General features: G+C 62.2%; 36 protein-coding genes and 1 pseudogene. 3 read left to right on the forward strand and 34 right to left on the reverse strand.

The annotated features are described in order from the left end of the window. The first annotated feature begins 128 nt into the window (after positions 1 to 128). Positions 129 to 389: a hypothetical protein gene (locus tag HU748_RS14530; protein ID WP_186720827.1), complete on the forward strand. Its 261-nt coding sequence runs from the start codon at positions 129 to 131 to the stop codon at positions 387 to 389. Between the two features lie 49 nt (positions 390 to 438). Continuing rightward, a complete protein-coding gene (locus HU748_RS14535; protein WP_186720829.1) occupies positions 439 to 738 on the forward strand; it encodes a hypothetical protein in 300 nt (99 codons plus the stop codon). Positions 739 to 863: 125 nt separating this feature from the next. Here the strand turns inward: HU748_RS14535 and HU748_RS26305 are convergent, their stop codons facing one another. From HU748_RS26305 to HU748_RS14610, 15 genes are all read right to left on the reverse strand, one after another. Next, positions 864 to 1,019: a hypothetical protein gene (locus HU748_RS26305; RefSeq protein ID WP_202885229.1), complete on the reverse strand. Its 156-nt coding sequence runs from the start codon at positions 1,017 to 1,019 to the stop codon at positions 864 to 866. A 101-nt stretch (positions 1,020 to 1,120) separates the two neighbouring features. Next, positions 1,121 to 1,636, reverse strand: coding sequence for a hypothetical protein (locus HU748_RS14545; protein WP_238343363.1), 516 nt, complete (start codon positions 1,634 to 1,636; stop codon positions 1,121 to 1,123). A 56-nt stretch (positions 1,637 to 1,692) separates the two neighbouring features. Continuing rightward, positions 1,693 to 2,862 (reverse strand): phage tail tube protein, encoded by a 1,170-nt coding sequence (locus HU748_RS14550; protein ID WP_186720831.1) that lies wholly within the window; start codon positions 2,860 to 2,862, stop codon positions 1,693 to 1,695. A gap of 58 nt (positions 2,863 to 2,920) precedes the next feature. Beyond that, positions 2,921 to 3,325 (reverse strand): phage tail terminator-like protein, encoded by a 405-nt coding sequence (locus HU748_RS14555; protein WP_186720832.1) that lies wholly within the window; start codon positions 3,323 to 3,325, stop codon positions 2,921 to 2,923. After that, positions 3,322 to 3,711 carry an HK97 gp10 family phage protein gene (locus tag HU748_RS14560; RefSeq protein WP_186720833.1) on the reverse strand — a complete coding sequence of 130 codons (390 nt, stop codon included), beginning with the start codon at positions 3,709 to 3,711 and terminating at the stop codon, positions 3,322 to 3,324. Before HU748_RS14560 ends, HU748_RS14555 begins: the two co-directional genes overlap by 4 nt. 2 nt (positions 3,712 to 3,713) lie before the next feature. After that, complete coding sequence (locus HU748_RS14565) at positions 3,714 to 4,097, reverse strand: glutamate 5-kinase (protein ID WP_186720834.1); 384 nt, start codon at positions 4,095 to 4,097, stop codon at positions 3,714 to 3,716. 1 nt (position 4,098) lies between these two features. Then, complete coding sequence (locus HU748_RS14570) at positions 4,099 to 4,470, reverse strand: hypothetical protein (RefSeq protein WP_186720835.1); 372 nt, start codon at positions 4,468 to 4,470, stop codon at positions 4,099 to 4,101. Further along, positions 4,470 to 4,766, reverse strand: coding sequence for a hypothetical protein (locus tag HU748_RS14575; protein ID WP_186720836.1), 297 nt, complete (start codon positions 4,764 to 4,766; stop codon positions 4,470 to 4,472). Before HU748_RS14575 ends, HU748_RS14570 begins: the two co-directional genes overlap by 1 nt. A 42-nt stretch (positions 4,767 to 4,808) precedes the next feature. Beyond that, on the reverse strand, positions 4,809 to 5,777 hold the full coding sequence (locus tag HU748_RS14580; protein WP_186668968.1) for a major capsid protein: 969 nt from the start codon (positions 5,775 to 5,777) through the stop codon (positions 4,809 to 4,811). A 9-nt stretch (positions 5,778 to 5,786) separates the two neighbouring features. Further along, complete coding sequence (locus HU748_RS14585) at positions 5,787 to 6,533, reverse strand: DUF6651 domain-containing protein (protein WP_186720838.1); 747 nt, start codon at positions 6,531 to 6,533, stop codon at positions 5,787 to 5,789. A gap of 151 nt (positions 6,534 to 6,684) precedes the next feature. Further along, positions 6,685 to 7,761, reverse strand: a complete 1,077-nt coding sequence (locus HU748_RS14590; RefSeq protein ID WP_186720839.1) for a hypothetical protein — start codon at positions 7,759 to 7,761, stop codon at positions 6,685 to 6,687. Beyond that, positions 7,761 to 9,167 carry a DUF4055 domain-containing protein gene (locus HU748_RS14595; RefSeq protein WP_186720841.1) on the reverse strand — a complete coding sequence of 469 codons (1,407 nt, stop codon included), beginning with the start codon at positions 9,165 to 9,167 and terminating at the stop codon, positions 7,761 to 7,763. The genes HU748_RS14590 and HU748_RS14595 overlap by 1 nt, the downstream gene beginning before the upstream one ends. 2 nt (positions 9,168 to 9,169) lie before the next feature. Then, positions 9,170 to 10,489 carry a terminase gene (locus HU748_RS14600; RefSeq protein WP_186720843.1) on the reverse strand — a complete coding sequence of 440 codons (1,320 nt, stop codon included), beginning with the start codon at positions 10,487 to 10,489 and terminating at the stop codon, positions 9,170 to 9,172. Then, positions 10,464 to 10,940, reverse strand: coding sequence for a DUF2280 domain-containing protein (locus tag HU748_RS14605; RefSeq protein ID WP_186720845.1), 477 nt, complete (start codon positions 10,938 to 10,940; stop codon positions 10,464 to 10,466). The genes HU748_RS14600 and HU748_RS14605 overlap by 26 nt, the downstream gene beginning before the upstream one ends. 31 nt (positions 10,941 to 10,971) lie before the next feature. After that, a complete protein-coding gene (locus HU748_RS14610) occupies positions 10,972 to 11,541 on the reverse strand; it encodes a putative metallopeptidase (RefSeq protein ID WP_238343364.1) in 570 nt (189 codons plus the stop codon). Between the two features lie 126 nt (positions 11,542 to 11,667). Here HU748_RS14610 and HU748_RS14615 point away from each other — a divergent pair, with 126 nt between their 5' ends. Beyond that, positions 11,668 to 11,910: a helix-hairpin-helix domain-containing protein gene (locus HU748_RS14615; protein ID WP_186720848.1), complete on the forward strand. Its 243-nt coding sequence runs from the start codon at positions 11,668 to 11,670 to the stop codon at positions 11,908 to 11,910. Between the two features lie 7 nt (positions 11,911 to 11,917). On the opposite strand, the pseudogene HU748_RS14620 reads toward HU748_RS14615, so the two are convergent. The 19 genes and pseudogenes from HU748_RS14620 to HU748_RS14700 form a co-directional block, all read right to left on the reverse strand. Next, positions 11,918 to 12,108, reverse strand: a pseudogene (locus HU748_RS14620) (hypothetical protein). A gap of 31 nt (positions 12,109 to 12,139) precedes the next feature. Next, entirely contained in the window at positions 12,140 to 12,457 is a 318-nt protein-coding gene (locus HU748_RS14625; protein ID WP_186720850.1) for a phage holin family protein, read from the reverse strand. Then, positions 12,454 to 12,843 (reverse strand): putative holin, encoded by a 390-nt coding sequence (locus HU748_RS14630; RefSeq protein WP_046854952.1) that lies wholly within the window; start codon positions 12,841 to 12,843, stop codon positions 12,454 to 12,456. Before HU748_RS14630 ends, HU748_RS14625 begins: the two co-directional genes overlap by 4 nt. A 10-nt stretch (positions 12,844 to 12,853) precedes the next feature. After that, positions 12,854 to 13,243: a hypothetical protein gene (locus HU748_RS14635; protein ID WP_186720852.1), complete on the reverse strand. Its 390-nt coding sequence runs from the start codon at positions 13,241 to 13,243 to the stop codon at positions 12,854 to 12,856. Then, a complete protein-coding gene (locus HU748_RS14640; protein WP_186720853.1) occupies positions 13,233 to 13,922 on the reverse strand; it encodes a hypothetical protein in 690 nt (229 codons plus the stop codon). The genes HU748_RS14635 and HU748_RS14640 overlap by 11 nt, the downstream gene beginning before the upstream one ends. Beyond that, the gene (locus HU748_RS26615) at positions 13,919 to 14,041 is read right to left on the reverse strand and encodes a hypothetical protein (RefSeq protein WP_272979741.1); all 123 of its coding nucleotides are present in this window, start codon (positions 14,039 to 14,041) and stop codon (positions 13,919 to 13,921) included. Before HU748_RS26615 ends, HU748_RS14640 begins: the two co-directional genes overlap by 4 nt. After that, the gene (locus HU748_RS14645) at positions 14,038 to 14,400 is read right to left on the reverse strand and encodes an endodeoxyribonuclease RusA (protein WP_186721005.1); all 363 of its coding nucleotides are present in this window, start codon (positions 14,398 to 14,400) and stop codon (positions 14,038 to 14,040) included. Before HU748_RS14645 ends, HU748_RS26615 begins: the two co-directional genes overlap by 4 nt. After that, a complete protein-coding gene (locus HU748_RS14650; protein WP_060709503.1) occupies positions 14,397 to 14,699 on the reverse strand; it encodes a nuclease domain-containing protein in 303 nt (100 codons plus the stop codon). The genes HU748_RS14645 and HU748_RS14650 overlap by 4 nt, the downstream gene beginning before the upstream one ends. Next, a complete protein-coding gene (locus HU748_RS14655; protein ID WP_186720854.1) occupies positions 14,690 to 15,004 on the reverse strand; it encodes a hypothetical protein in 315 nt (104 codons plus the stop codon). The genes HU748_RS14650 and HU748_RS14655 overlap by 10 nt, the downstream gene beginning before the upstream one ends. After that, positions 15,001 to 15,471, reverse strand: coding sequence for a hypothetical protein (locus HU748_RS14660; RefSeq protein WP_186720855.1), 471 nt, complete (start codon positions 15,469 to 15,471; stop codon positions 15,001 to 15,003). Before HU748_RS14660 ends, HU748_RS14655 begins: the two co-directional genes overlap by 4 nt. After that, complete coding sequence (locus tag HU748_RS14665; RefSeq protein ID WP_186720856.1) at positions 15,464 to 15,718, reverse strand: hypothetical protein; 255 nt, start codon at positions 15,716 to 15,718, stop codon at positions 15,464 to 15,466. The genes HU748_RS14660 and HU748_RS14665 overlap by 8 nt, the downstream gene beginning before the upstream one ends. Next, a complete protein-coding gene (locus tag HU748_RS26620; protein ID WP_272979742.1) occupies positions 15,715 to 15,846 on the reverse strand; it encodes a hypothetical protein in 132 nt (43 codons plus the stop codon). The genes HU748_RS14665 and HU748_RS26620 overlap by 4 nt, the downstream gene beginning before the upstream one ends. After that, positions 15,843 to 16,112 carry a hypothetical protein gene (locus tag HU748_RS14670; RefSeq protein WP_186720857.1) on the reverse strand — a complete coding sequence of 90 codons (270 nt, stop codon included), beginning with the start codon at positions 16,110 to 16,112 and terminating at the stop codon, positions 15,843 to 15,845. The genes HU748_RS26620 and HU748_RS14670 overlap by 4 nt, the downstream gene beginning before the upstream one ends. Further along, positions 16,112 to 16,279, reverse strand: a complete 168-nt coding sequence (locus HU748_RS14675; RefSeq protein WP_186720859.1) for a hypothetical protein — start codon at positions 16,277 to 16,279, stop codon at positions 16,112 to 16,114. Before HU748_RS14675 ends, HU748_RS14670 begins: the two co-directional genes overlap by 1 nt. Next, positions 16,279 to 17,040, reverse strand: coding sequence for a replication protein P (locus tag HU748_RS14680; RefSeq protein ID WP_186720860.1), 762 nt, complete (start codon positions 17,038 to 17,040; stop codon positions 16,279 to 16,281). The genes HU748_RS14675 and HU748_RS14680 overlap by 1 nt, the downstream gene beginning before the upstream one ends. Then, positions 17,037 to 17,792, reverse strand: a complete 756-nt coding sequence (locus HU748_RS14685) for a hypothetical protein (protein ID WP_186720862.1) — start codon at positions 17,790 to 17,792, stop codon at positions 17,037 to 17,039. The genes HU748_RS14680 and HU748_RS14685 overlap by 4 nt, the downstream gene beginning before the upstream one ends. After that, entirely contained in the window at positions 17,789 to 18,280 is a 492-nt protein-coding gene (locus HU748_RS14690; protein WP_238343365.1) for an HNH endonuclease, read from the reverse strand. Before HU748_RS14690 ends, HU748_RS14685 begins: the two co-directional genes overlap by 4 nt. Beyond that, positions 18,277 to 18,657: a hypothetical protein gene (locus HU748_RS14695; protein ID WP_186720864.1), complete on the reverse strand. Its 381-nt coding sequence runs from the start codon at positions 18,655 to 18,657 to the stop codon at positions 18,277 to 18,279. The genes HU748_RS14690 and HU748_RS14695 overlap by 4 nt, the downstream gene beginning before the upstream one ends. Beyond that, a complete protein-coding gene (locus HU748_RS14700) occupies positions 18,654 to 19,376 on the reverse strand; it encodes a Rha family transcriptional regulator (RefSeq protein WP_238343366.1) in 723 nt (240 codons plus the stop codon). The genes HU748_RS14695 and HU748_RS14700 overlap by 4 nt, the downstream gene beginning before the upstream one ends. Between the last annotated feature and the right edge of the window lie 323 nt (positions 19,377 to 19,699).

Raw genomic sequence — 19,699 nt, forward strand, 5'->3', positions numbered from 1 at the left:
CACCTAGCGAAGCGTCAATTTGCCATCACGCAGCCTGTCCACCCATCCACCCTGGACGGAAAGCCAGTAGCAGGATTGGATCCAGGCGTAGTAGCGTTGTGCCTCCTCAATGCCAACGAAGAATCAACATGAGTCTGCTAGAAGATTTGAACGATGGTTTCGACATTCAACAGGGCCTGAATGCCGCAATGATCAACACTCTGGAAATTCTGACAATGATGGTTGTTGCAAAACTGCCAGCAGAAGATCGTGACGAGTTTGCAAGAATCATAGACTCTCTTGTCGACCATGAAGACTATACCGGCGACCTGACCGACCAGGGCAGACAAGCCTATAAGTCGGTGACAGAGCGCATATCCGCCCACGTCAGATTGACCAAGAAAATCTAAATCACCAAGCCCGATCCGTCGCCCGGAAAGCCCATGGATAGGAGACCAAATGTCAGATCAAAACGAATTGATTGCCCGGCTCGTTGCAGAGCTGAGCAGCCTAAAGGATGAGTTCCAGGCGTTGAAGGCAGGTAACGCGGCCGCTCTGGGAGCTATATCCGCTGCTTTACGTGAGATTCCTGGCTATTCACCACAGGTAATGGAGCAGATGCTGACTCACACGTTGAAGCACGGATGGCCGGTGTCTGGAATCCCCGATAACCAGGCTACAGAAACCGCGTTTTCGGCTCCGCTTCGGTTTCTCCTGAATGATCAGCAGGAGGCTCGATCGTTCTTCCGAGGTCAGTGATTTCGGGGAACGTAATCGTTCCTTTGCGCATATCAATACGCACACCATGAACCGAAACCATCACAAACGGTTCATGGCTTGCCTCTGTTGGCTGCTGCATGTCCCTCTCCTGCGGCCTGGCCGCGTCAGTCGTTGCTGTTCTGCTCCGCCCAGTTGGCGCGGAATTCTTCATCCAGGGCGAACAACACTGCCTCGAGCTCGTCTCGGTCAATGGCGCTCGGGTGCCGAGCCAGGTACTCGCTCACCATGCCTGCGGTGATCGGCGCCGGCGCGGCCATCATGCCGACGTACTGCCTTGACCTGCTGATCGCGTTGTAGGCGTAGAGCAGCTGGTCAGTGACCGGGTCAATCTCTGGGGCCTCCGGTACCGCGCCTACGCCGCTCAGTCGCTCGCGTTTCCAGCGCTTTTTCTCGTTCTCTTCGCCCGCCCAGTCGCGGCCCCATCGGTAGACGGCGAGGGCTTTCCCACCGATTCCTTGATGCGCTCCTCGACGCGGTTGGCGATATCGACGCCGGTGCGCAGGGCCAGGAAGTAGACGCTTGGCATCTGCTCGATCAGGGCCTTGCCCAGCTCCGGGGTGTACGGCGCCGGCTCGCCCGGGCGCTCGGCCACGTCGACACCCTGCCAGTCCTTGATCAGGTGGTGCGCCACCAGGTCCATGTATAGCTCGTCGTCCACCTCGATCTCGACCTGCGGGATCTGCGCGACACTGAACTGCTTGGTGCCGACGCCGGCCTGGGAGTCGATCGCCGCCAAGTGCCGGTTGATCAGCGCGCGGTGCGATCGGTATACGGGGTCGGCGGCGGAGCCGACCAGGATCTTGGCGCCCGGGGCGAACTCCACCCAGCGCTGGCCGTGGAGGTCCAGCTCGGGCTTGCGAGCAATGGTGAATCCCATGGTCTTCCTCTGCGGTAAAAGGCCCGACACGCACCGTATGGCGTGCCGGGCAATGATTACGCCGTGACGGTGATCGCCGCGGTGCCTTTCTTGGTGCCATCCACGGTGCTGGTTGCGGTGATGGTCGCACTGCCGGCGGCCACACCGGTCACGACGCCGGAGGCGCTGACAGTGGCCTTGGTCACATCGGAGCTGGACCAGGTAACGGTCTGGGTCGCGCCAGCCGGGGCTACGGTGGCAGCCAGATTGGTGGTCGCTGCCACTGCCACGCTGGCGGTCGATGGGGCCACGGTCACACCGGTAGGCGCAGGCGGTGCCGGACGGCGAGTGATGGTCGGCGACACGCGGCGGGCGGTGTAGGTCAGCTCCACTTGGATGATGTCGGTGGCGCCGCCATCCGGCCAGGACCCGCTGATCTCCATCTCCGGGATCAGGAAGTCGTAGGCGCCGTCGGCATTGCCCAGGGTGAACTCGAAGCTGATCGCGTCACCAGTCTGCTGCTTCTTCCACAGCTCATAGGCCGTCTTGGCCCAGCTCAGGGTGATGCTGCCCGACGGCGTGAAGGTGGTCGGGATGATGTTGCCGGCGAAGGGGTTGCCGTTACCGATGCAGCGCTGGGTCTGGACGGCGTTGTCGAACTGCAGGTTGAAGGTGTCGACGCAGACGTTGTTGTCGCCGACCTGCACCCCGTTCAGCTTGAGGCCGGAGACGTCCTTGAAGCCGTAGCGCCGCTGGAAGGCCTCGGCCACCGGCGTGAGGATGAAGTTGGTGTCGTCATCCTTGTCCTGCCAGCCGGTCGCGGCGAAGGTGGTGGTCACCTCGATCTCGCCGTCGTTCGGCACCTGGATGTTCATGGTGGCGACCTGGGCACCGGTGGCTTTGCCGGCGATGCCGACGTCCGCGGCGTAGTAGCCCAGGCTGAAGCTGATGCGGTCGTTACCCATGGTCAGGACGTTGTTGTCCCAGTCCTTGCCGAAGCAGGAGGCCATGAACTCGTCCAGCGCGCCGAAGCGCATCTTGGTGCCGATATCGCCTGCTACGTCCACGGTGGTCTGCGCGGTGCCCTGCGACATCCGGTCTTCGCCGATCTCGTTGTTCTCGGCAGTATTGTAGGTGGGCCCGACACCGAAGCTGGTCCGCGTCAGCACGTTCCAGGAGCCCGGTGGGGTGGTGCCTGGCGTGACTTCACGAATCCAGGCGGTTGCAACCTTGGCACCACTCGACATGGCGTGTTTCTCCTATCAATAGGCGTAAAAAAACCGCCATGGGCGGTGGGTGGCGGCCTCAGTAGGCCCGGTATGGAATGGACAGGTTGACCTGGTACCAGCCGTGACCATCGTCGCCGATAGTGCTGGCAGAGGCCGCGTAGCACTCGAATGGCCCGGTCGGGTCGCTGTAGAACTGGAAGTGCTCGACCAGAGCGTCGGCGGCCTTGGTGATGGCCAAGGTGCCCTTGTAGCTGGGCACGAACAGCTGAACGATGATGATGCCGGTACGGCGCACGCATGGACCGATGCCGATCTCCGGCGCGCTGGACAGCCCTGGCACATCCGCCAGCCTGGCCCAGATCGGCTTGCCGGCCGGGTCGAATGGCGCGCTGTTATTCGGGTAGTCCACTGCGTCAGCGGGAATACCTGCCCACTGCTGCATGCGCCCGATCACGATGGCGCGGATCTGTTCGAAGGTCATGAGCTGTACTTCTGCGCAACGCTATGGAATGAAACGCCGTAGATCCCGGCAGGGGCTTTCTTCGAGTGGCCATCTTCGAGCGGTACGGCGTATGGCAGATTGTTCTGTATGAACACCTGGGTAAACGGCGCCAATCCGCTCATGACCGACAACCCACGATCGAAGGTTTCGCCACTATCCGGGTCGACCGCGGCTGAAACTGTGTAGACCGGCGCGCCTATGCTGACGATGTTGTTGCCTCTGAACCTGCCGGTATCGACCGGAGAAGCCAGCAGAATAAGCTGAAGTATTTCAGCCGAGATCGTGCGCACACGTAGGGCTAGCTGATCCTCAACAACGCCAGCAAACAGGCTTGGCGGTGTGTTCCATCCCCTGCTCTTGGCCATGGCTACTTCCTCAGCTGCAATCGGTAGGTGGCTGAAGCCGGGTCGGGGCGCACCGATTTGACCAGGTAGACCACCTGCTTGGACCGGTCCATCAGATCGGGAGCGGTGATCTTGTGCCCCACATCCGGGGTATCAGTGACCTCGTTGGCAAGCGCAGTGAGGCGCAGGTCGCCGACCAAGATGTTCACGTTGTCGATCCGGCTATCTTCGTAGCGGGACAGCACACCACGGCCTGCGTATGTCACTGGCTGGGCGGTTGTGGTTTCGCTGACCGGATCCCACACGCCAGGCCCCATGTACTCGCCCGTGAAGGCCAGCACCGCGTCGGCAAGGTCCGTATTGAACGCCTCGGCCAGGTCGGCCTGCAGCTCATCGCGAAGTCCCATTTCAGCCCCTCACGATCTTGGTTTGGCCGCTTCCGGCCAGGTAATGCGCCAGCAACGCCAGGGCGAACGATTCGCCAGCGCTGATGGTGCGGGAGGATTCGGAGTAGGTTTTGCTGCTGGAAACCCCGTCAGCGTCGACCGACTTGCTCAGCACGCCGGTCTCCTTGCTGCCGTAGATGTTCCCTGCCGCAGCCTCCCGGGCAATCTCGGCGCCGGCCTGGATTACGTCGTCCGGTACCGGATCGAATTCAGGCAGGCCGAGATTGGTGAGCCAAGTGTTGGCCATCAGCACCGCCCGGGCCTTCTGGTCGTCGGGCGCCCAGGTCGACCCAAGCAGGGCGTCTACCTGCTCGACGGTGATGTAGATGGTCATTACTTGGCCTCGCCCAGCAGCTTCTGCAGGTCTTCCACGCTGGCATCAGTCGCGAACTGAACACCCTTTTCAGTCAGAGCGGCCTGCAGTTTGGTCTTCAGCTCGGCTTCTTCGGCTGCCTTCTTCTCGGCAGCAGACTTGCCAGCCTTCGAGCCTTTGGCCTCCTTCAGCGGCTCCGGGTGTTCATAGCCATCAGGCGCGAAGCGCGCATCGATGATCTTGTAGCCCTTCTGCCGCAGTTCGGCTTTACGCTCAGGGCTGACCGGGTGTTTCTCGTAAATCACTTTCTCGCTCATGGCGATCTCCTGGGGAATGCGCCCCGGAGGGCGCGGTACCTGTTACTTGGTAGCGTCACCGATGGTCAGCACGCCGGCCGAGGCCTTGATGCTGTTCGCCACCAGGTCCCAGTTGGTGCCGGTGGACAGCTCGGCGTTGGTCGGCGACTTGCCGCCGTTGGCGGTGTCCCAGGTGTAGCCCTTGAGGCCCAGGCCGAAGGTGTAGTCGGCCTGCATGGTGGTCTCGATACGCTCCTTGCCGTTGGAGGTCTCGATGTTGGTGATCAGGTCGGAACCATCCATTACCACCGCAGCGCCATCGGCCAGGCTGAGCACCTTCTGCTTGTTCGGGGTGCCAGCTTCATACAGCGCCGGGGCGTCGGTGATGATCACAGCCTTGCCCAAGATGTCGACCACCTGCACGCCGGAGAACTGGAACAGGCGCTCGGCGTTGGCGAGGTTCTGGCCGACCAGCTTGTGGTACATGGCGCCGGTCATGACCTGGGCCACCAGGCGCTGGGACGCGTCACCGAACAGCGCGTGGGCGTTGTTGATCGCGACGTAGGTCACGCCAGCGGTCGCCGAAACGTCGTTGGTGGCTCCCGGCTGGTTGCCGATAGCGCCGGCCAGGGCCGAGATGGCGGTGTTCAGCTGGTCCGCCATGATGGCTTCGGACAGGTTGCGGCTGATCACCTCCAGCGCTTCTTCCGGGTTCTTCTGGATCCAGGAGAGCTGGGAAGGCTCCCACAGGATCGGGCCGAAGCCACCGGCGATCTTCACCGAGTCGTACTGCTTCTGGGCCAGTGGGGTGGACGCCTGGGCGCCGTTGGCGGCGTAGCGGTCGACACGACGCTGGGCGCCGTGCAGCCCTGCCCAGAACGATTCCTGCAGGAAGTCGCCGTCGATGCCTTGGGTGGTCAGGCGGATGGCGCCGGCCGAGGATGCGTTGAACTTCTCGACGTCCTGGGCCAGGGTCTCGATGGTGGTGCGCTTGAGGTATTCGTTGAACACCTTCATGTTCGAAAGGGCCATTGGGCCTCCTTATTCGCTTGCGGTCAGGCCCTTGATAGCTTCCAGGCGCTCTGCCTTGGAGCCACCGAAGTTGCCCTTCGTGGTTTTGTGCTGGCCACCGCCGTTCGGCGCGCCGCCGCCATTGGCGCCGGAGCTCTTCAGGATGTGGTCGCGATGGGGGTACTGCGAGACGAGGGTTTCGAGCGCTTCGTTGAAGTCGGCCAGTTCACCCGGGCGAGCGCGGCTGAAGATCTTCTGGCCTTGGGTGTCGTAAGCGACGACCTTGCCTTCCTCGATCTTGAAGTTGCTGCCAAAGGCGGCCTGGACCATGTCAGCGGGAACAGCCATCTTCTCGGCGATGAACTGGGAGCGCGCGAAGCTGCCGCCGATCTTCTCGGCATACAGTTGCTGCTCGAAGGTCTGCGCCTTGCCGTTGGCTTCATCCAGCTGGGTTTGGAAGGCCTTGCTGATTTCGCCCTTCACCTTCTCGATCTCGCCGGCATCCACCAGCTTCTTGGCGTCGAGGTTGGCGACGATCTCCAGGGCTTTCTTGGCGGCCGCAGCATCTTCGATGCCTTCGAACGCCTTCGCAGTTTTCTCGAAGCTGTCCGCGCGCTCACGGTGCGACTTCGCCTCGGCATTCAGCCGGGTGATGGTGCTGCGAGTGCCGACCGCATCGAAGGCGACGTCCTTGCCGTCGTCATCGGTGTATACGGGCTTGCCATCTTCGATAACTGCGTACTGCTTGCCATCCACTTCAACGGTTTTGAGTTTCATCTCGTCTCTCTGGGCCATCCGGCCTGTTGGTGAGCCATCCGGCCCCAGGTCGCCCCGTCCATCCGAACCGCAGGCATGAAAAAGCCCCGCACTGGGCGAGGCTTTGCAATTGCGCGCCACGAAATGGCGCTTTGGTGTTTTGTGGTGCGGACTACAACAGTCGCTCCCGCAGCTCATCGAGCGTCAGGAACTTGCCCTTGTCGTTGTAGAAGTCCTGAAGCTTCAGCTTGTCATGGCGCAGCAGCTTCCCCCTCTCCGGGCCGAGGATCTCGTCCTGGCGGGCGGCAGGCTGGCGTGCGAGCCATTGCGCGTACGTGGTCTGCTGCGGCACCTGGCCGTCCATGCTCGCCCGGGTCGCCGCGTCGCTGATCCCCAGCGACAGAGCGCTCTTGAGGATCGGCAGCTTGGTCGAGCGGCAGCAGAAGTGGATACGGCCCGGTCCGGCTAGCCACGGCACCTTGTGCCCAATTGGCTTGTAGGTGCCCAACGTGTACGGCAGGCGGTCACGGATTCGACAGGTCGTCGATGTCCGGTTATCCAGCGTACTCAGCCATTCAACATGGCTGATGATGTCGCTGTTGGCCTCGAACGCCTTGTCGCTGGCCGTCTCTGCTGTGCTGGACACTGCCGACCGGACAACCGCCTCCACCTCCCGGCGAGACCTCTGCAGGATGCCGTCAGCGTACTTCTCGGCCTTGGTACCCATGATCTGCCGGACGATCTCCGGCGTCGTGCGGCCTTCAAGCACGCCAGAACGCACGGCATCGCGGATGGACGCAGCGCGGTCAGCCTCAATTCCGGCCATCCACTCGCTCAGTAGCCGCCCCTGGAACGGCCTTGCCAGCGCAATGGCGCGCACCTGACTGAACTGAGCCACGGCAACCGGGAATCGCGCCTGTACAAGCTCAGGAACAGCCGCTGTAAGCGCGCCAGCCTGGAAAGCGATCTCGTAGCTGGCTACGCCGTCGATGACGCCTGTGAGCGCCTGCTGCAGGCTAAAGAACGTCGATTGATTGATCCGCAGCACGGGCGCCAGGGCAGCATCGATCGCGGCAACGGACGCACCGGCATCCAGGCTGTCGATGGCAGCAATGAGCGCTGCCCTGAGTTCAGGGTCAGAACTGTTCAGGATCCTGATGATCGCCACGACCTGGCTGTTGCTCAGCCTGGAGAGATCAACTTCATGGCCGATCAGCTCGTCCAGTAGCTTCTCGTTGGCGGTCTTCATCACAGCGTACCGAGGGCCGGGCCCTGGGCCTCAATCTTCGCCAGTTCCTCTTCCCAGTCGTATTCGTCACTGATCACACCGCGCCGCTGCATCTCGGCGAACAGAGTCTCCTTGCTGATCATCCCGGCATTGGCCATGGATACCAGCGTCGGCAGCGACACCTCCGGCATGTAGTCGACATCGAAGTTTCCGCGCATCTCGACGGTTCCGCCGTCGCCGAGGCCGCGATAATCGGCCATGAACTGGAGCAGCTGCGCCAGACAGTCGGCGAAGTGGTGCGCCATGCGTGCCAGCGGGGAAAGCTCCTGCGCAGCTTCCTCCTCCGCCTGGGTAGCAGTCTTGGTGGCCGACTTATCCGGGGTCAGCAGCTTGGCCCCGGCCATGCGCATTTCACCGATCAGGTCTTGCAGCGCGGTCCGACCAGACTCAACGGCCTGGCCGGTGTGCTCGACGTACTTGAGGTCGCCATCCTTGGGCAGGTCGGTCAGTTGGCCAGTACCCACCTTGAACTCTGGCGGAACCACCTTCCCCTGATTGTCGTACTGTGTCTGGATGCCGATGCGCACCAGGATGGGCACGCGGATAACGTGGAGGATGTTGTCCTGGTCGCTCTGGCTCTGCCAGTGCTTCACGTTCAGGTGCGCCAGCTCAATCAGTGGCGGTTTGGCCGTCATGAAGCCGGTGCGGCCGGTGTAGAAGGTGACCCAAGGGATCGCGCCCAGGCTGTTGGTGCCCTTATCATACTGCTCCCAGGTACCTCCAGCTGCGGCCTGCTTGCCCCGTGCGGCCTTGGCCGACCTGCGATAGGTTCTCCAGGATCCAGGCTCCAGCACGCGAATCTGCTCGACGCACTTGGCGCCAAAGTCCCCGTCCTCCTCCTCGACCAACTCGATATAGCGGACCATGGTCAGCACGCCGCCCTTGGAGCGCCAGCCCAACACCTGCTCAGGCCTTACCAGCACGACGTAGGGGCGCACACCGGCGGCCTGCTCGTCAGCCTGGGTCTTCAGCTCACCCGCTGGCGGGTGATCGACGAAGGCATGGCACAGGCCATGGCTCAACCCCTCGGTGAAGAACCCGACCGACCAGGAGTTGAGGTCATTGCCGGCGTGGTCGATGTCCTTGGTCATCTCGACAATGGCCTCAGGCACATCGTCACCCACCTGCAGCGGCTCGGCGAACACGCGGGAGGTCATGTTGCCCACGGTCTCGGAGTACGCTGGCAGCAGGGTCGAGAGGCGCAGGCGCTCTTTGTAGGCCTCGTCGTCTTCGGCTGGGTACTGCGGCAGCAGGACCTTCCCCGCCGCCCGCATCGCCATGGTTCCGCCCATGAGTGGCGAGATCACGGCCCAGTAGGCGCGCATCGCGTCGACAGCGGGCAGCGTGATGCTCGGATTATCGCTCATGGTCACATTCTCAGGGATTGGCTTGTGGTCGTCGCCACGTTGATCGGGTATCGCTTGGCGATGAAGTAGCCGGCGGCGTCGTTCATGTGGTCATGGCCCTTCTTCGGGTCTTTGTCGGGTTCGCCATGCTTGTCGTAGGTCTGCCGCTCCAGGCAAAGCGTCAACTGTGGACACTGGTCCATGTTGACCTTCAATCGGCGCTCGCCGTAGCTGTTCAGCAGCATGGCATTGACCGAGTTCACCCGGTCTTTGACGCTCGGGTTCTGGGTATCCACGATCACCGTGAATCCGGCCTTGCGGAGCAAGGACAGGTCGGACTCGCTGGCGTTCTTGCTGCTGGTGTTCTGGCCGCTGGCGTCGGGATAGACCGCTATGCCGTGGCCCGGGAACCTGGCCTTGATCTTCTCGATCATCTCCGGCGTGTCGCGCACTGAGTGGAACTCATCCAGGGCCAGGGGCAGGCCATCGCGGACGACGTAGACCACCGCGGCCATCTTCATGACGTTGAAGTCCATGCCGATGTGCAGGGCCTCGCCCGGCTGTATACGCTCGCTGGTCCGGCTCTCGCTGCGGCTGAAGGTGTAGTAAACGACCCCGGCATAGTTCTCGAAGCTGGCTTCGTATTCTTGCCGGAACGTGCGCGGGTCCATCTTGCGGCGCGCTGCATCCAGCTCCTCAGCCGGAACATTACCGCCCTGCAGTGAGGTATAGAGCCAGCTCTTGTGGTCTGGCTCGCCGCCGGCCTGGCCGTCGCGGTATGTGTCGAAGCAGTGGTTGAAGCCCTTCGGAGTGCCGATTCGCAGCGCATGACCGCCCTTGCACTTGCCAACACCGGGCACGACGTATTCGCAGGTGGACAGCATCGGCCGCAGGACTTCTTCCCACGCTGCCCACTTGCAGTCCGCCCATTCATCCACCAGCACGAAGAACAGGCCGGAGCCGCGCAGGTCGTCGTAGTTCTCCAGACCCACACAGCGAATCAGGTGACCGCTCTTAAGCGTGATCAGCATGTCCGACTCGTTCGGCTTGCACTCCCGCCACTCTCGTGGGATGGCCTGCTTCAGTCGGCGCCAGAACACCCGACGGGCCTGCTTCTGCGTCGGGGCCGCGTACCAGATCTCGTCCTCAACGCTCACGCCCCACTCCGCAGCCAGTCGGGCCGCGCGACGCATCTCAGCCTTGCCGAGGAAGGTCTTGCCGAATCGCCGACCACAGACCGCATCCCGGAAGCGCGCATTACGCTGGAAGCCCCAGACGTAGATATTCGCCTGCTTGGGTGTCAGCTTGACCGGCGCCTCATAGGTAAGGGGTAGCGGGGACATTCTCGTCTGGCTCCAGCTTGTACTCAGCAACGGCGTGCTGCTGGTCCGCCTGGGAGCCCAGGGGCTTGTCGGGTTCGATCTTGCGGTTCACGTAGACGTCGCCAACCTCTTTGGCCGCTTGCTCCAGGATCTGGAGGGCCAGGCCATAGTTGCGCATGCCTTCGACCTTCTCGACCATCCTGCCCAGCGCCCGGAGGCGGTAGGCGCGGTTTGCGATCGGGATCTCTGCCGTCTCTTCACGAAAACGCGCTCGAGTATCTTCGAACAGGGTCACCCACCGCTTGGCCAGGTCCTTCCCAGAGCGCTTTGTGGGGTCGTGTGATTCGCACTGCTGCCGGGTCACCTCGATGCCGAATTCCTCTCGGACCGAGGCCGCAACTTGTGCTGGGGTATCGAAACAGGCCAAGGCCTGAACGATGAAGGCCTTCACCTCGCTGTTCAGGGCCGCCATAGGTTCAATTCCGTCTTAGGTCTGTCAAAGGTCAGGCAGACTTGAGCAGACAGGTTCCGCAGGCCCTCGAAATGTTGATCTTGGCCACCTCTGGCGGCCGGCTTGCAGCGTCGATCAGCTGCTGTACGTCGTGGCTGGCACCGTAACGCCTCACTACGCCGACGAACTCTTCGACGTCGTGGCCGCGAAGGTAGAGCTTGGGCATCCCGTCCTGCCTGAACTTGGGTGCGCCGAACTCATCGGTCGCTTGGGCGATGTGGTAGAGCTCGTGTTCGACCAGGGCGCAGAACTCAGCATCGGTGCACTGGGAGCAGTAGTCGGCGGCCAGGGTGATGAGGTAGTCCGGCTCCTCACCGAACCATTCCCGCATCTGCTGCTCTTGCCGAGCCTTCTGCCAGCCACCGGCCCGGAACATCAGCTGCTCGGCCTGGCCGAGAACCACGCGCCCCTGCTTGGCGAACCCAGTCGATGCCCACAGCACGCCGATGTTGGCGTCTATTAGATGGGCATGCTCCGGGTTATGAATGGTGCCGGTGTCGGCAAGGATCTCGCTCTGCACCCAATCCCACACACCGGTAGCCGGGCGTAGTGTGGGCCACATGGATTCGATCAGGTCTGCCGGTGGAAGTGGTCTAGCCAATGTGCTTAGCCTCCAGCCGCTTGTGGCGCCGACTATCAACATGAGGCAATCTTGCAGAGCACCATTGATCAGATAGGGAGTTCACTGATGCCATTTCCACCGAAGGAACGTGCTGCACTATTGGAACTCAAGGGCGTAGGCCCGACGGTCATCGTCAGACTTGAGCAGATGGGTATCGAATCATTAGCCGAACTGGGCAGAGCCGATGTTACCGACATCTTGGCGCGAGCATCTGCCGCATTGGGATCTACGTGCTGGAGAAATAGCCCTCAAGCAAGAGCAGCTATTACTGCCGCCGTCGATTTTGCGAAAGGTGCACTTAGCCAATAGCAGATCCTCACGTGATCACCATCCTGTGCGTCTCGGAATGAGCGTGGCCGTGCAGGATGGCAGCAGCAACCCCTGAGGAAGCCCAGCCTCCTTGGCAACATCAATCGCTTTCACCAGGGCAGCGTCGAGCTCTGCGACTGCGTGGGCGATATCCTTGCTTACCGGCAGCTCATGGCGAATGCGGGTGACGTTGCTCATGGATACTCCCGCGCCACGAAACGGCGCATGTCTATTTTGTGGCGCGCGACCTGCGCCTGGACTGATCGAACAACCTGGCCACATTGCCCTTCGAGCGCAGCGCCAGTATGAACAGGATTCCGAATATCAGGGTGCTGGGCAGTGATGTAGCCGGCCACTGCCCGTACAGCAGGATCGCGCCGATGATGCTCAGCCACTCCTGGCCGAACAGGGAGGCCAGGCAGAAGGCGCACAGGCTGGGCAGGAACTTGTAGCTCGAGCCTCCCCGCCGGTACATGAACGCGATGACGAAGCAGATACCGCCGCAGAACCCGGCGTGGGCCAGGGTGATGGTTTGGTCTAGGGTCATTGGCCCCCTCGCTTGGGGAACAGGCTGCCAATCGCTGCTGGCAGCTCGGTTACCCACTTCGGCAGTTTGCCGGTGTTGAACGACTCCAGAACGCTGATGCTCACCAGGACCGTGGCCAGGCCGCAGGCGAAGGCGGCAATGCCACTGGTCTTCGTCCAGGCCTGGGCCAGGATCTCAGCAGATCCGTAGTACCCGCCGATCCAGCCGACGAGCAAGTACCCGAGGCGCTGCCACAGGTTGATGTCCTTGGCCCAGAGGATGAAGAGCAGTGCGCCACCGAAGGCGCAGACAACAGCGTTGAGGTCGATCGTGGGGAGGCAGCTTGCGAGGGCAATGCCGCCCAACCCTACAACCGTGCAAGCTGCTGGGGTAGCGGCATCGGCCATGTTCAGTCCCTTAGTGTTTGTAGCGGAATGGCGCCGGACCGCGGGTGTCGAGGCCGGTGGCGAGCGCCCATAGCGCGAAAATGAGGATTCCAGCGCTCAGTGCGGCCGCCAGGAATGTGGCCCGGCGCTCTTGGGCCGAACCATCGGGCCTTTTGAGGCCCTGAATGATGAATACGCAGCCAAGGAAGACATTGGCGCTGATGTCGCGGTGTAGGGCGTAGCTGGCCAGGGCCAAGGCGAATGCCAGGAGGCTCCATGCAGTTGATGGCTTCATGCGCTTTCCTACCGGCAACAAAAAGCCCGACACGATGGCCGGGCTATGTTCGTCAATCCTCAACACGCGCAGGAATGACAGGATGAATAAATAATGTTGCATCGTTTCACGGGTGTCAAGCGGCATCTGCCATCAAAACGCCTTCCTCCTGAAGTATCTTGCTAGACGCGGCCAAGGCCTCGGCCACCATCTCGTCCAGCACCTTCTCGATGGCCTTCTTCCATCGCCAGTACGTAGTCCGGTTCAGGCCCTGGCCGTCCCAGGTATTGATGTCGTAGAACTCGGCCGGCAGCACGATCATGTCGGTGGAGCGCTTCACGTACTGCTCACGGCGCGCCTGACCGGCATCCTCGGGCATCTCGCCACCCGCCAGGTGCTTGACCACTCCAGCGTGCAACGAATCGAACTCAGCGCGCTCGCGGGCAGAACGGCTTGCCACCTCGTTGCCGGACTGCGCCTGCACGCCTTTCACCGGAGGGATGGCCCAGGCCGTCACCGCCTTGTAGCGGAACAGGTTCGGCGCCTGGGTGGCAATCAGCGGCACCAACTTGCCGATCGCCTCCACCTTCTTGGCCTTGTGGGTCGAGAACCTGGCCGTCAGCGCATTCCAGTGGCGAGGGATGAGCTTTCTGTGCAGGCGGGCGTGCACCCAGCAGTCCACCAGCATCGCCGCATCCTTCCCGGTGATCTCGCCCTTCAGCTTCGAGGCTTGGACCTTAGGTTCGAAGTCGCCGCCACCCACACCGCTCATGGTCTCTGCCGCAAGTGCACGGACCACTGCCGCCAACACGCTTTGATATTTCATCGTCCTTGCTCCTTCTTGCGGCGATTCGAGATGACCATGCCACGCACAAGCGCGTAGCCGGCGAAGATGACCATGGCCAGGATGAGCAGCTGGCCGCTGTCGGTTGGTGTCCAGCTCATGCTGCTGCCCCCTTCTGCGCTTCGATACGGACGCGCACGGCCCCGCCCTTTGTCGTTTCCTTGCTCACCCTGATCTGGGTGGCGAACACGTTGTCGTCGATGCCCAAGGCATCTGCCAGGCCGTCACGGCCAGCCTTGAACATCGCCAGCAGGTTGTCGTCGTCTCGGCGTCGGCGATCAGGCGGCACGAACTCGATCATGAGCAGCGCTTCACCCTCAGGCGCCTTGATACCTGCCTGCTTCGCAAGCAGGTGGCAGGCTGCCCGGTAGGACTTGGCCGCCCTGCTCTTCTTGCTCCAGTGGCCGCGCGAGTTCGGACTGCATGCGGCCGGTGGCCACGGTAGTGTCAGTTCCATCAGGCAGCCCCTTTCACGGTCAAAATGCCGGCCCGTATAAGGGCCTCATGAGTCTCAGCGATGGCCCGAGGCATGTCGGACCAGTCCACCTCGCCCTTCCCACGACCGTCGAGCACGTCATGGCAGGCGCTGCAGGCGTAGACCGCCACAGTGTCGAAGCCCTTCATGCCCATTCCCTTCTGCCCGCATGGCAGGTGGGCGAGCACGGTGGTTTCCGGGTTGAAGTTGCAGGTGCCAGGAATGCGGACGGTGCAGTCCTGGCCTCGGGCGCTTTCGCGGACCTTCTTGCTGACTACGCGCATGGCTCGGCCTCCTTGGCTTTCTGCTGCTCGGGCTCGAAGTCGCCGCGCAGGGGCATGAGGAATTGCTCTCTGCATGGCCCTTCGGAGGTCGTCACGCCGCGCTTGTCGGTGTACCGGCCCTCGGTCAGCCGAACGAGCCAGATACGGTTCTCCTCGACGTTGTCTACCCAGCCGCCAGCTTCCAGGAAAATCACCCGGTCATCGCCAAGGTATTCAATCAACTCCACCGTTTTGCCCAGCGTCTCGTATGCAGTGAGGGTGCCGACGATCAACGCAAGATCACCCGCCTTGAATTGATGTCTCATGCCGCTTCCTCGCTCAGCAGATCACTGAACACCACGCCCTGCGGCGCGAACTCGGCAACGATGCGGTCGGTGTACTGGCAGCCCTGGGCCCGGTCGAACAGGCGGGTCACCGGGAAGCCATCCGGCCCGAACATGGCGCACGGCCCCATCAGGCGCAGCTTCACCTCATACGGCAGGTGGATGAACGACTCCGCCCAGCCGGTGCGGAACTCAGCACAGCCAGCGCGCATGATCGGCACGCCGAAGTGCAGCTTGCAGTACCGGCGCACGTCTTCGATGTCGCCCATCTCGGTGCTCTTGGCGATTCGGTCGTACATCGCAAACCACAGGGCGTTCTGGTCAAGGGTGCGGTCCTTGCCTGGGCGCATGCTGACCACAACGAACTTGTTGTCGCGGAACAGGCGGGTGAGCATGGTTACGGCCTCGGACAGCTTGGCCTGGCTGTTAACGCTGATCTTCTCAGTCACGGTTCGCCTCCTTCACCCAGCGGCGCATGGACAGGTCGCAACCCATCGTGAGGCACACGCCATTGGCCATGCCACGGTGAGTGGCGCGCTGGCGGCAACCACAGCCGCAACGGCGGCGCGACTTCGAATCGACTGGCTCGTGGTAGTGGATCTGGCCAGGCAGGCCGCCGACCTGGCCCCAGCCATCCATGCCGCCACGCATTGCTGCGGAGCGGGCCGCAGGTGACATGCTGTTTAGGTTGGTCATGGCTTCACCTCACACTCAGGCCAGATCAACTGCGCCTCACGCAGCGCTCCGGCGTGATCCAGGCTCTGCTCCATCAGCACCATCTGGAAGGCCTTGGGGCCTACGATTACGGTCCATACGCGCTTCATGGAGTCACCTTCAGGCCTTGGGCCTCGATAGCAGCACGAAGCGATTCGCGCATGTCACGCTCCATGCTGGCCGGGTAGTCGTCGAACTTCGGAAGCTCCACCACCACGGCCTCGCGGCTGAGCCTCCACCCCTTTTGGAACGACTCCCAATCGGCCTGGGCCATCGGATCGATGTAGTTGTTTCCCTTCGGCGGCTGGCGGCGATGGTCGCGGGAGTTGGTGCGCTCGAAGGCTTCGCGCATTTCGCGCATCTTGTTGGTGTCCATCAGTGCTTCTCCTCAAAGCGGCAAACCAGCGCCTTGCCATCAACGTCAGCGCGAACCTGGCGCGCCTGATCCCGCTGGTAAAACGCCCCCATGGCAATTGCGCACATGATCCAGAACGCGACGAAGCAGATGATCGCCAACGGCTTCCAACCTTGGCTGGTATCCATCACACCCCCTCCCCGGCCGGCTGCCCGGCGCGCTTGATGTTTAACTTGGCCAGCAGGTGTGCGCGGCACGCGGCGGCGCTGGCTGGAATCTGTTGCAGGTCCAGCAGACGCGCCTGGCGTTGACTGGCGTACTCGTCGGCAAGCTGAGCGGCGCCCTTCTGGCTGTCGTGACCGATGCCGGTGGCGATGTCGCCCAGTGGCTCGCCGGCGACCAGCATGCGGATCGTGATGTCGTAGGCACGGGCGAACACCTTCTCGGCCCGCTCCACCTCCATCGATCCCAGGTTCTGTGCCTCACACTGCAGGGCTGCGTGGCGCACCGCTGCGTGCGACCAGACACGTGACCCTGCCCTGCTGGGGTGGAAGTTCTCCAGCGCCTCTGCCAGGGCCCTAGCAAGCGGCGGTATGCCCATCTCCTCCGGTGTCGGCTGGCACAGCTTGATGAACTTGCCGCTGCTCGGGGCGAAGTCGGTGCCCAGCACCCGGCACTTCTGGATGCCGAAGCGGATCTGCTCCAGGGTGTTGATTCCCGCGGCGACGAAGGACTTGATCCAGCTGCGCTTGGCAGCCTTCAGGGCCTCGTCATCCGGCCAGGCCTGCTTCCAAGCCGGGAAGATGGCCTGCAGCTCCTTGAACAGGGCGTTGACCACTTCGGTGGTGCCAGGGTCGAGCTGCTTGGCCGGGGCGTGCACCTCGGCGGGCAGGTTGCGGGCCGTGGCCATGATCTGCGTCACGCTGCGCAGTTTTGGTTGTGCGGTCATAAGCCCCCCAGGTCATCAGCCCAGCTGGTGTCGTTGAAGTCAGGGCCGCTGGCCTGGCGGCGGGATGCGAACGGGGCGACGCCTGCCGGCTGGGGCAGTTCGTCCTCCCAGCGCTTGCCGTTCAGCCAGGTGGCGGCGTGCGGGATGAACTGGCCGCCGTCCTTGGTCCATTCGGCCGATACGGTCCAGGCAGCCAAGGCCTTGGCCATCAGGTCCAACAGGTCGGCGGTGACCTTGATCTTGGCCCAGGCCTTCTTGGCGTCAGCCTTGCTCACCTTGCGCGGGTACAGCGACCAGAACCGCTCGAAGTCGACCAACTCGCTTTCGCGAGATTCAGTCCTTACTCCCTTCAGTCCTTGCTTACCTTCAATACTTACTAGTGTCGGATTTGCCGGATACGGCTGAGCCGGAAGCGGTTCAACCGGATACGGCAAAGCCGGAAGCGGTGTTTCCGACACGACGTAGTGGGTTTCGCCCAGCAAACCTGACTCGCCACGGTCCTGGCGGCGTTCGACGTAGCCGGCGGCGATCAGCTCCTGCAGCAGGCCGTACACACCATCGCGCCCGGTCGGTTTCGAGGACTTGGCGGTCTCATTGCGCAGGTGGGTCACGGATACGGCCCAGTGGTCAGGCTTGCCCAGCAGGAAGACCAGCAGGCCACGGGCAGCCCAGCTCAGGCGTCCGTCCTCGCTGATCGACTTGTTGAGCATGTAGAAGTTGGCCTCGGGGCGAGGTGCGCGGATGATGCTCATGCTGTGCGACTCCCTTGGCCACGAAAATCTACGGTCTTCGTGCCCTTCCAGCTGTTGCAGGGGGCACACAGGGTTTGCAGGTTTTCTTCCGTAGCTTCGCCGCCCTGCACCTCTGGAACGACGTGATCGGCACGCAGATCGGCCCGGCTACCGCAGCGCAGGCAGGCGTACCCGTCGCGCTCAAACACGGATAGCCGAACCCTCGGGCTGATCACCTTCTTCCGATAGGATGGTTTGGCGGGAGCGTCACCTTCGAAGGCCAGGATGAAGCGATCACGCCCCGCAACCTCGATCAGCCTCCGATCTTCAAGGCATTCAATGAGGCGCTTAACCTGGTCCTCTGGAATGCTGGTGTAGCGAGCGATAGAGGCGACACTGACGCTGGAGAACGGCTCCTGCGCGTTGTCGCAAATGCAGAGCAGCACGAACTTTTCGAGCGGATCGACCTCTTGCTGCCCCAGTGCCCACATCATGGATTGGACGCTCATTGGCCGCGCTCCTTGGCCATGACCGCATCTACAGCGGAGTCGTACTCGAATGCCGATTGAACGTCGAGGATCGCCCGCCCCAAGTCGGCGTGGGGGATATCGTCACGGATCGCGCGATATCGCTCGGCATCCTTGCGCAGGGCATCGTTCTCGACCTTGAGCTTTTCCGCTTCCTGGCGCGCAGACTGCACCGCTCGGAAATTCGGGTTCTCGTCTCGCCGCTCGATCTCCTCGATCAACCCCAGGATGGTGTGGCAGTGCATGTGCAACCAAAGCTCATCAGCAGCTTCGGCGTGCTCGTCCTCGCGTTCAGGCTGGTCCTCAAGCTCCGCAACCTTGCGTGCTAGCTTCTTCAGCAGCTTGATATCAATGCTCATGCTGCACCCCGCACGGCCTTGTCGTGGGTGTGCAGGCCGTCCCAGTTCTTCTTCATGGGCAGCTCGCCGGCCAGGTACAGCTCGTACAGGCGGACCGCGCCCTTGCGCAGGAGGATCGGCGTGTAGCTGATGAACGCCTCTTTCCCGTGCGGGGTGATCTCCTGTTGATGCTCGGTCATGTACTTGTCGCGGGCGTAGGCAGCCACACGGTAGCGGGTACCAGACTTGCTCTCGTTGTAGAGCCAGTTGCGGCGCTCGAGGAAATGGCCGACCTGCATCACGTTGACCCCATTCAGGCCCTTGCAGAACTGGACGTGGCTCATGCCTTCCTTGAACAGGTTCTCCAGGTGATCGATCTTCTTGGCCTGGGCCTCGACCTGGACGGTCAGCAGCACGCGGGCTTTCTCCGACTCCAGGGCCATCTGGAGGATTTCCAGCTTGCTGAGGTCGGCGGGCGCTGGCTTAGCTACCTGGGCCTCCAGCTGCTGCCAACGGTCCACCAGTGCAGCCGTGAATTCGGGCGACAACTGGGCGACGACCACGAAGCTGTCGCGCTTTCCGACCAGGTACTGCTTGATGCAAAGAGGACCAGGGCCCGGATTAGGGACTTCCTCAAATTGAGGGAGTCCAATGAGGCCTTTGGCGTGAAGGGATTCGATGGTCCGCCACACGTTGTCGTGGCGTTTTTGGGTGACCTCGGCAATTTCCCGAGACGACATCCGCGCCACAGAATCGTGCTTTGCGTTTTGTGGCGCGAGGGCCACGGTATTGCTTTGGGTGCTCAGGTGCATATATGATGACCTCACTCAAGTGTTACGAATGCAGTACAAGAAACCGGGCGGCCACCCGGTTTTTTTGCGCCTGCGTTTTCAGGTGTCACTTTTGAGGCCCTCTTTCGGGACCAATTGGACTACCTGTGCTTTGGGCCTGCCGAGACGACTCGGGCCACCCATGGCCAGGAACTCGATTGCTACCTCCTCAAGTACCTGGTCGATGCTCTGCCCCCGACTGAGGGCCCGAGCACTGATCTTTCTCTTCGCAC

The organism is Pseudomonas sp. RW3S2 (assembly GCF_014268955.1).
GTDB classification, from domain to species: Bacteria; Pseudomonadota; Gammaproteobacteria; order Pseudomonadales; family Pseudomonadaceae; genus Aquipseudomonas; species Aquipseudomonas wayambapalatensis.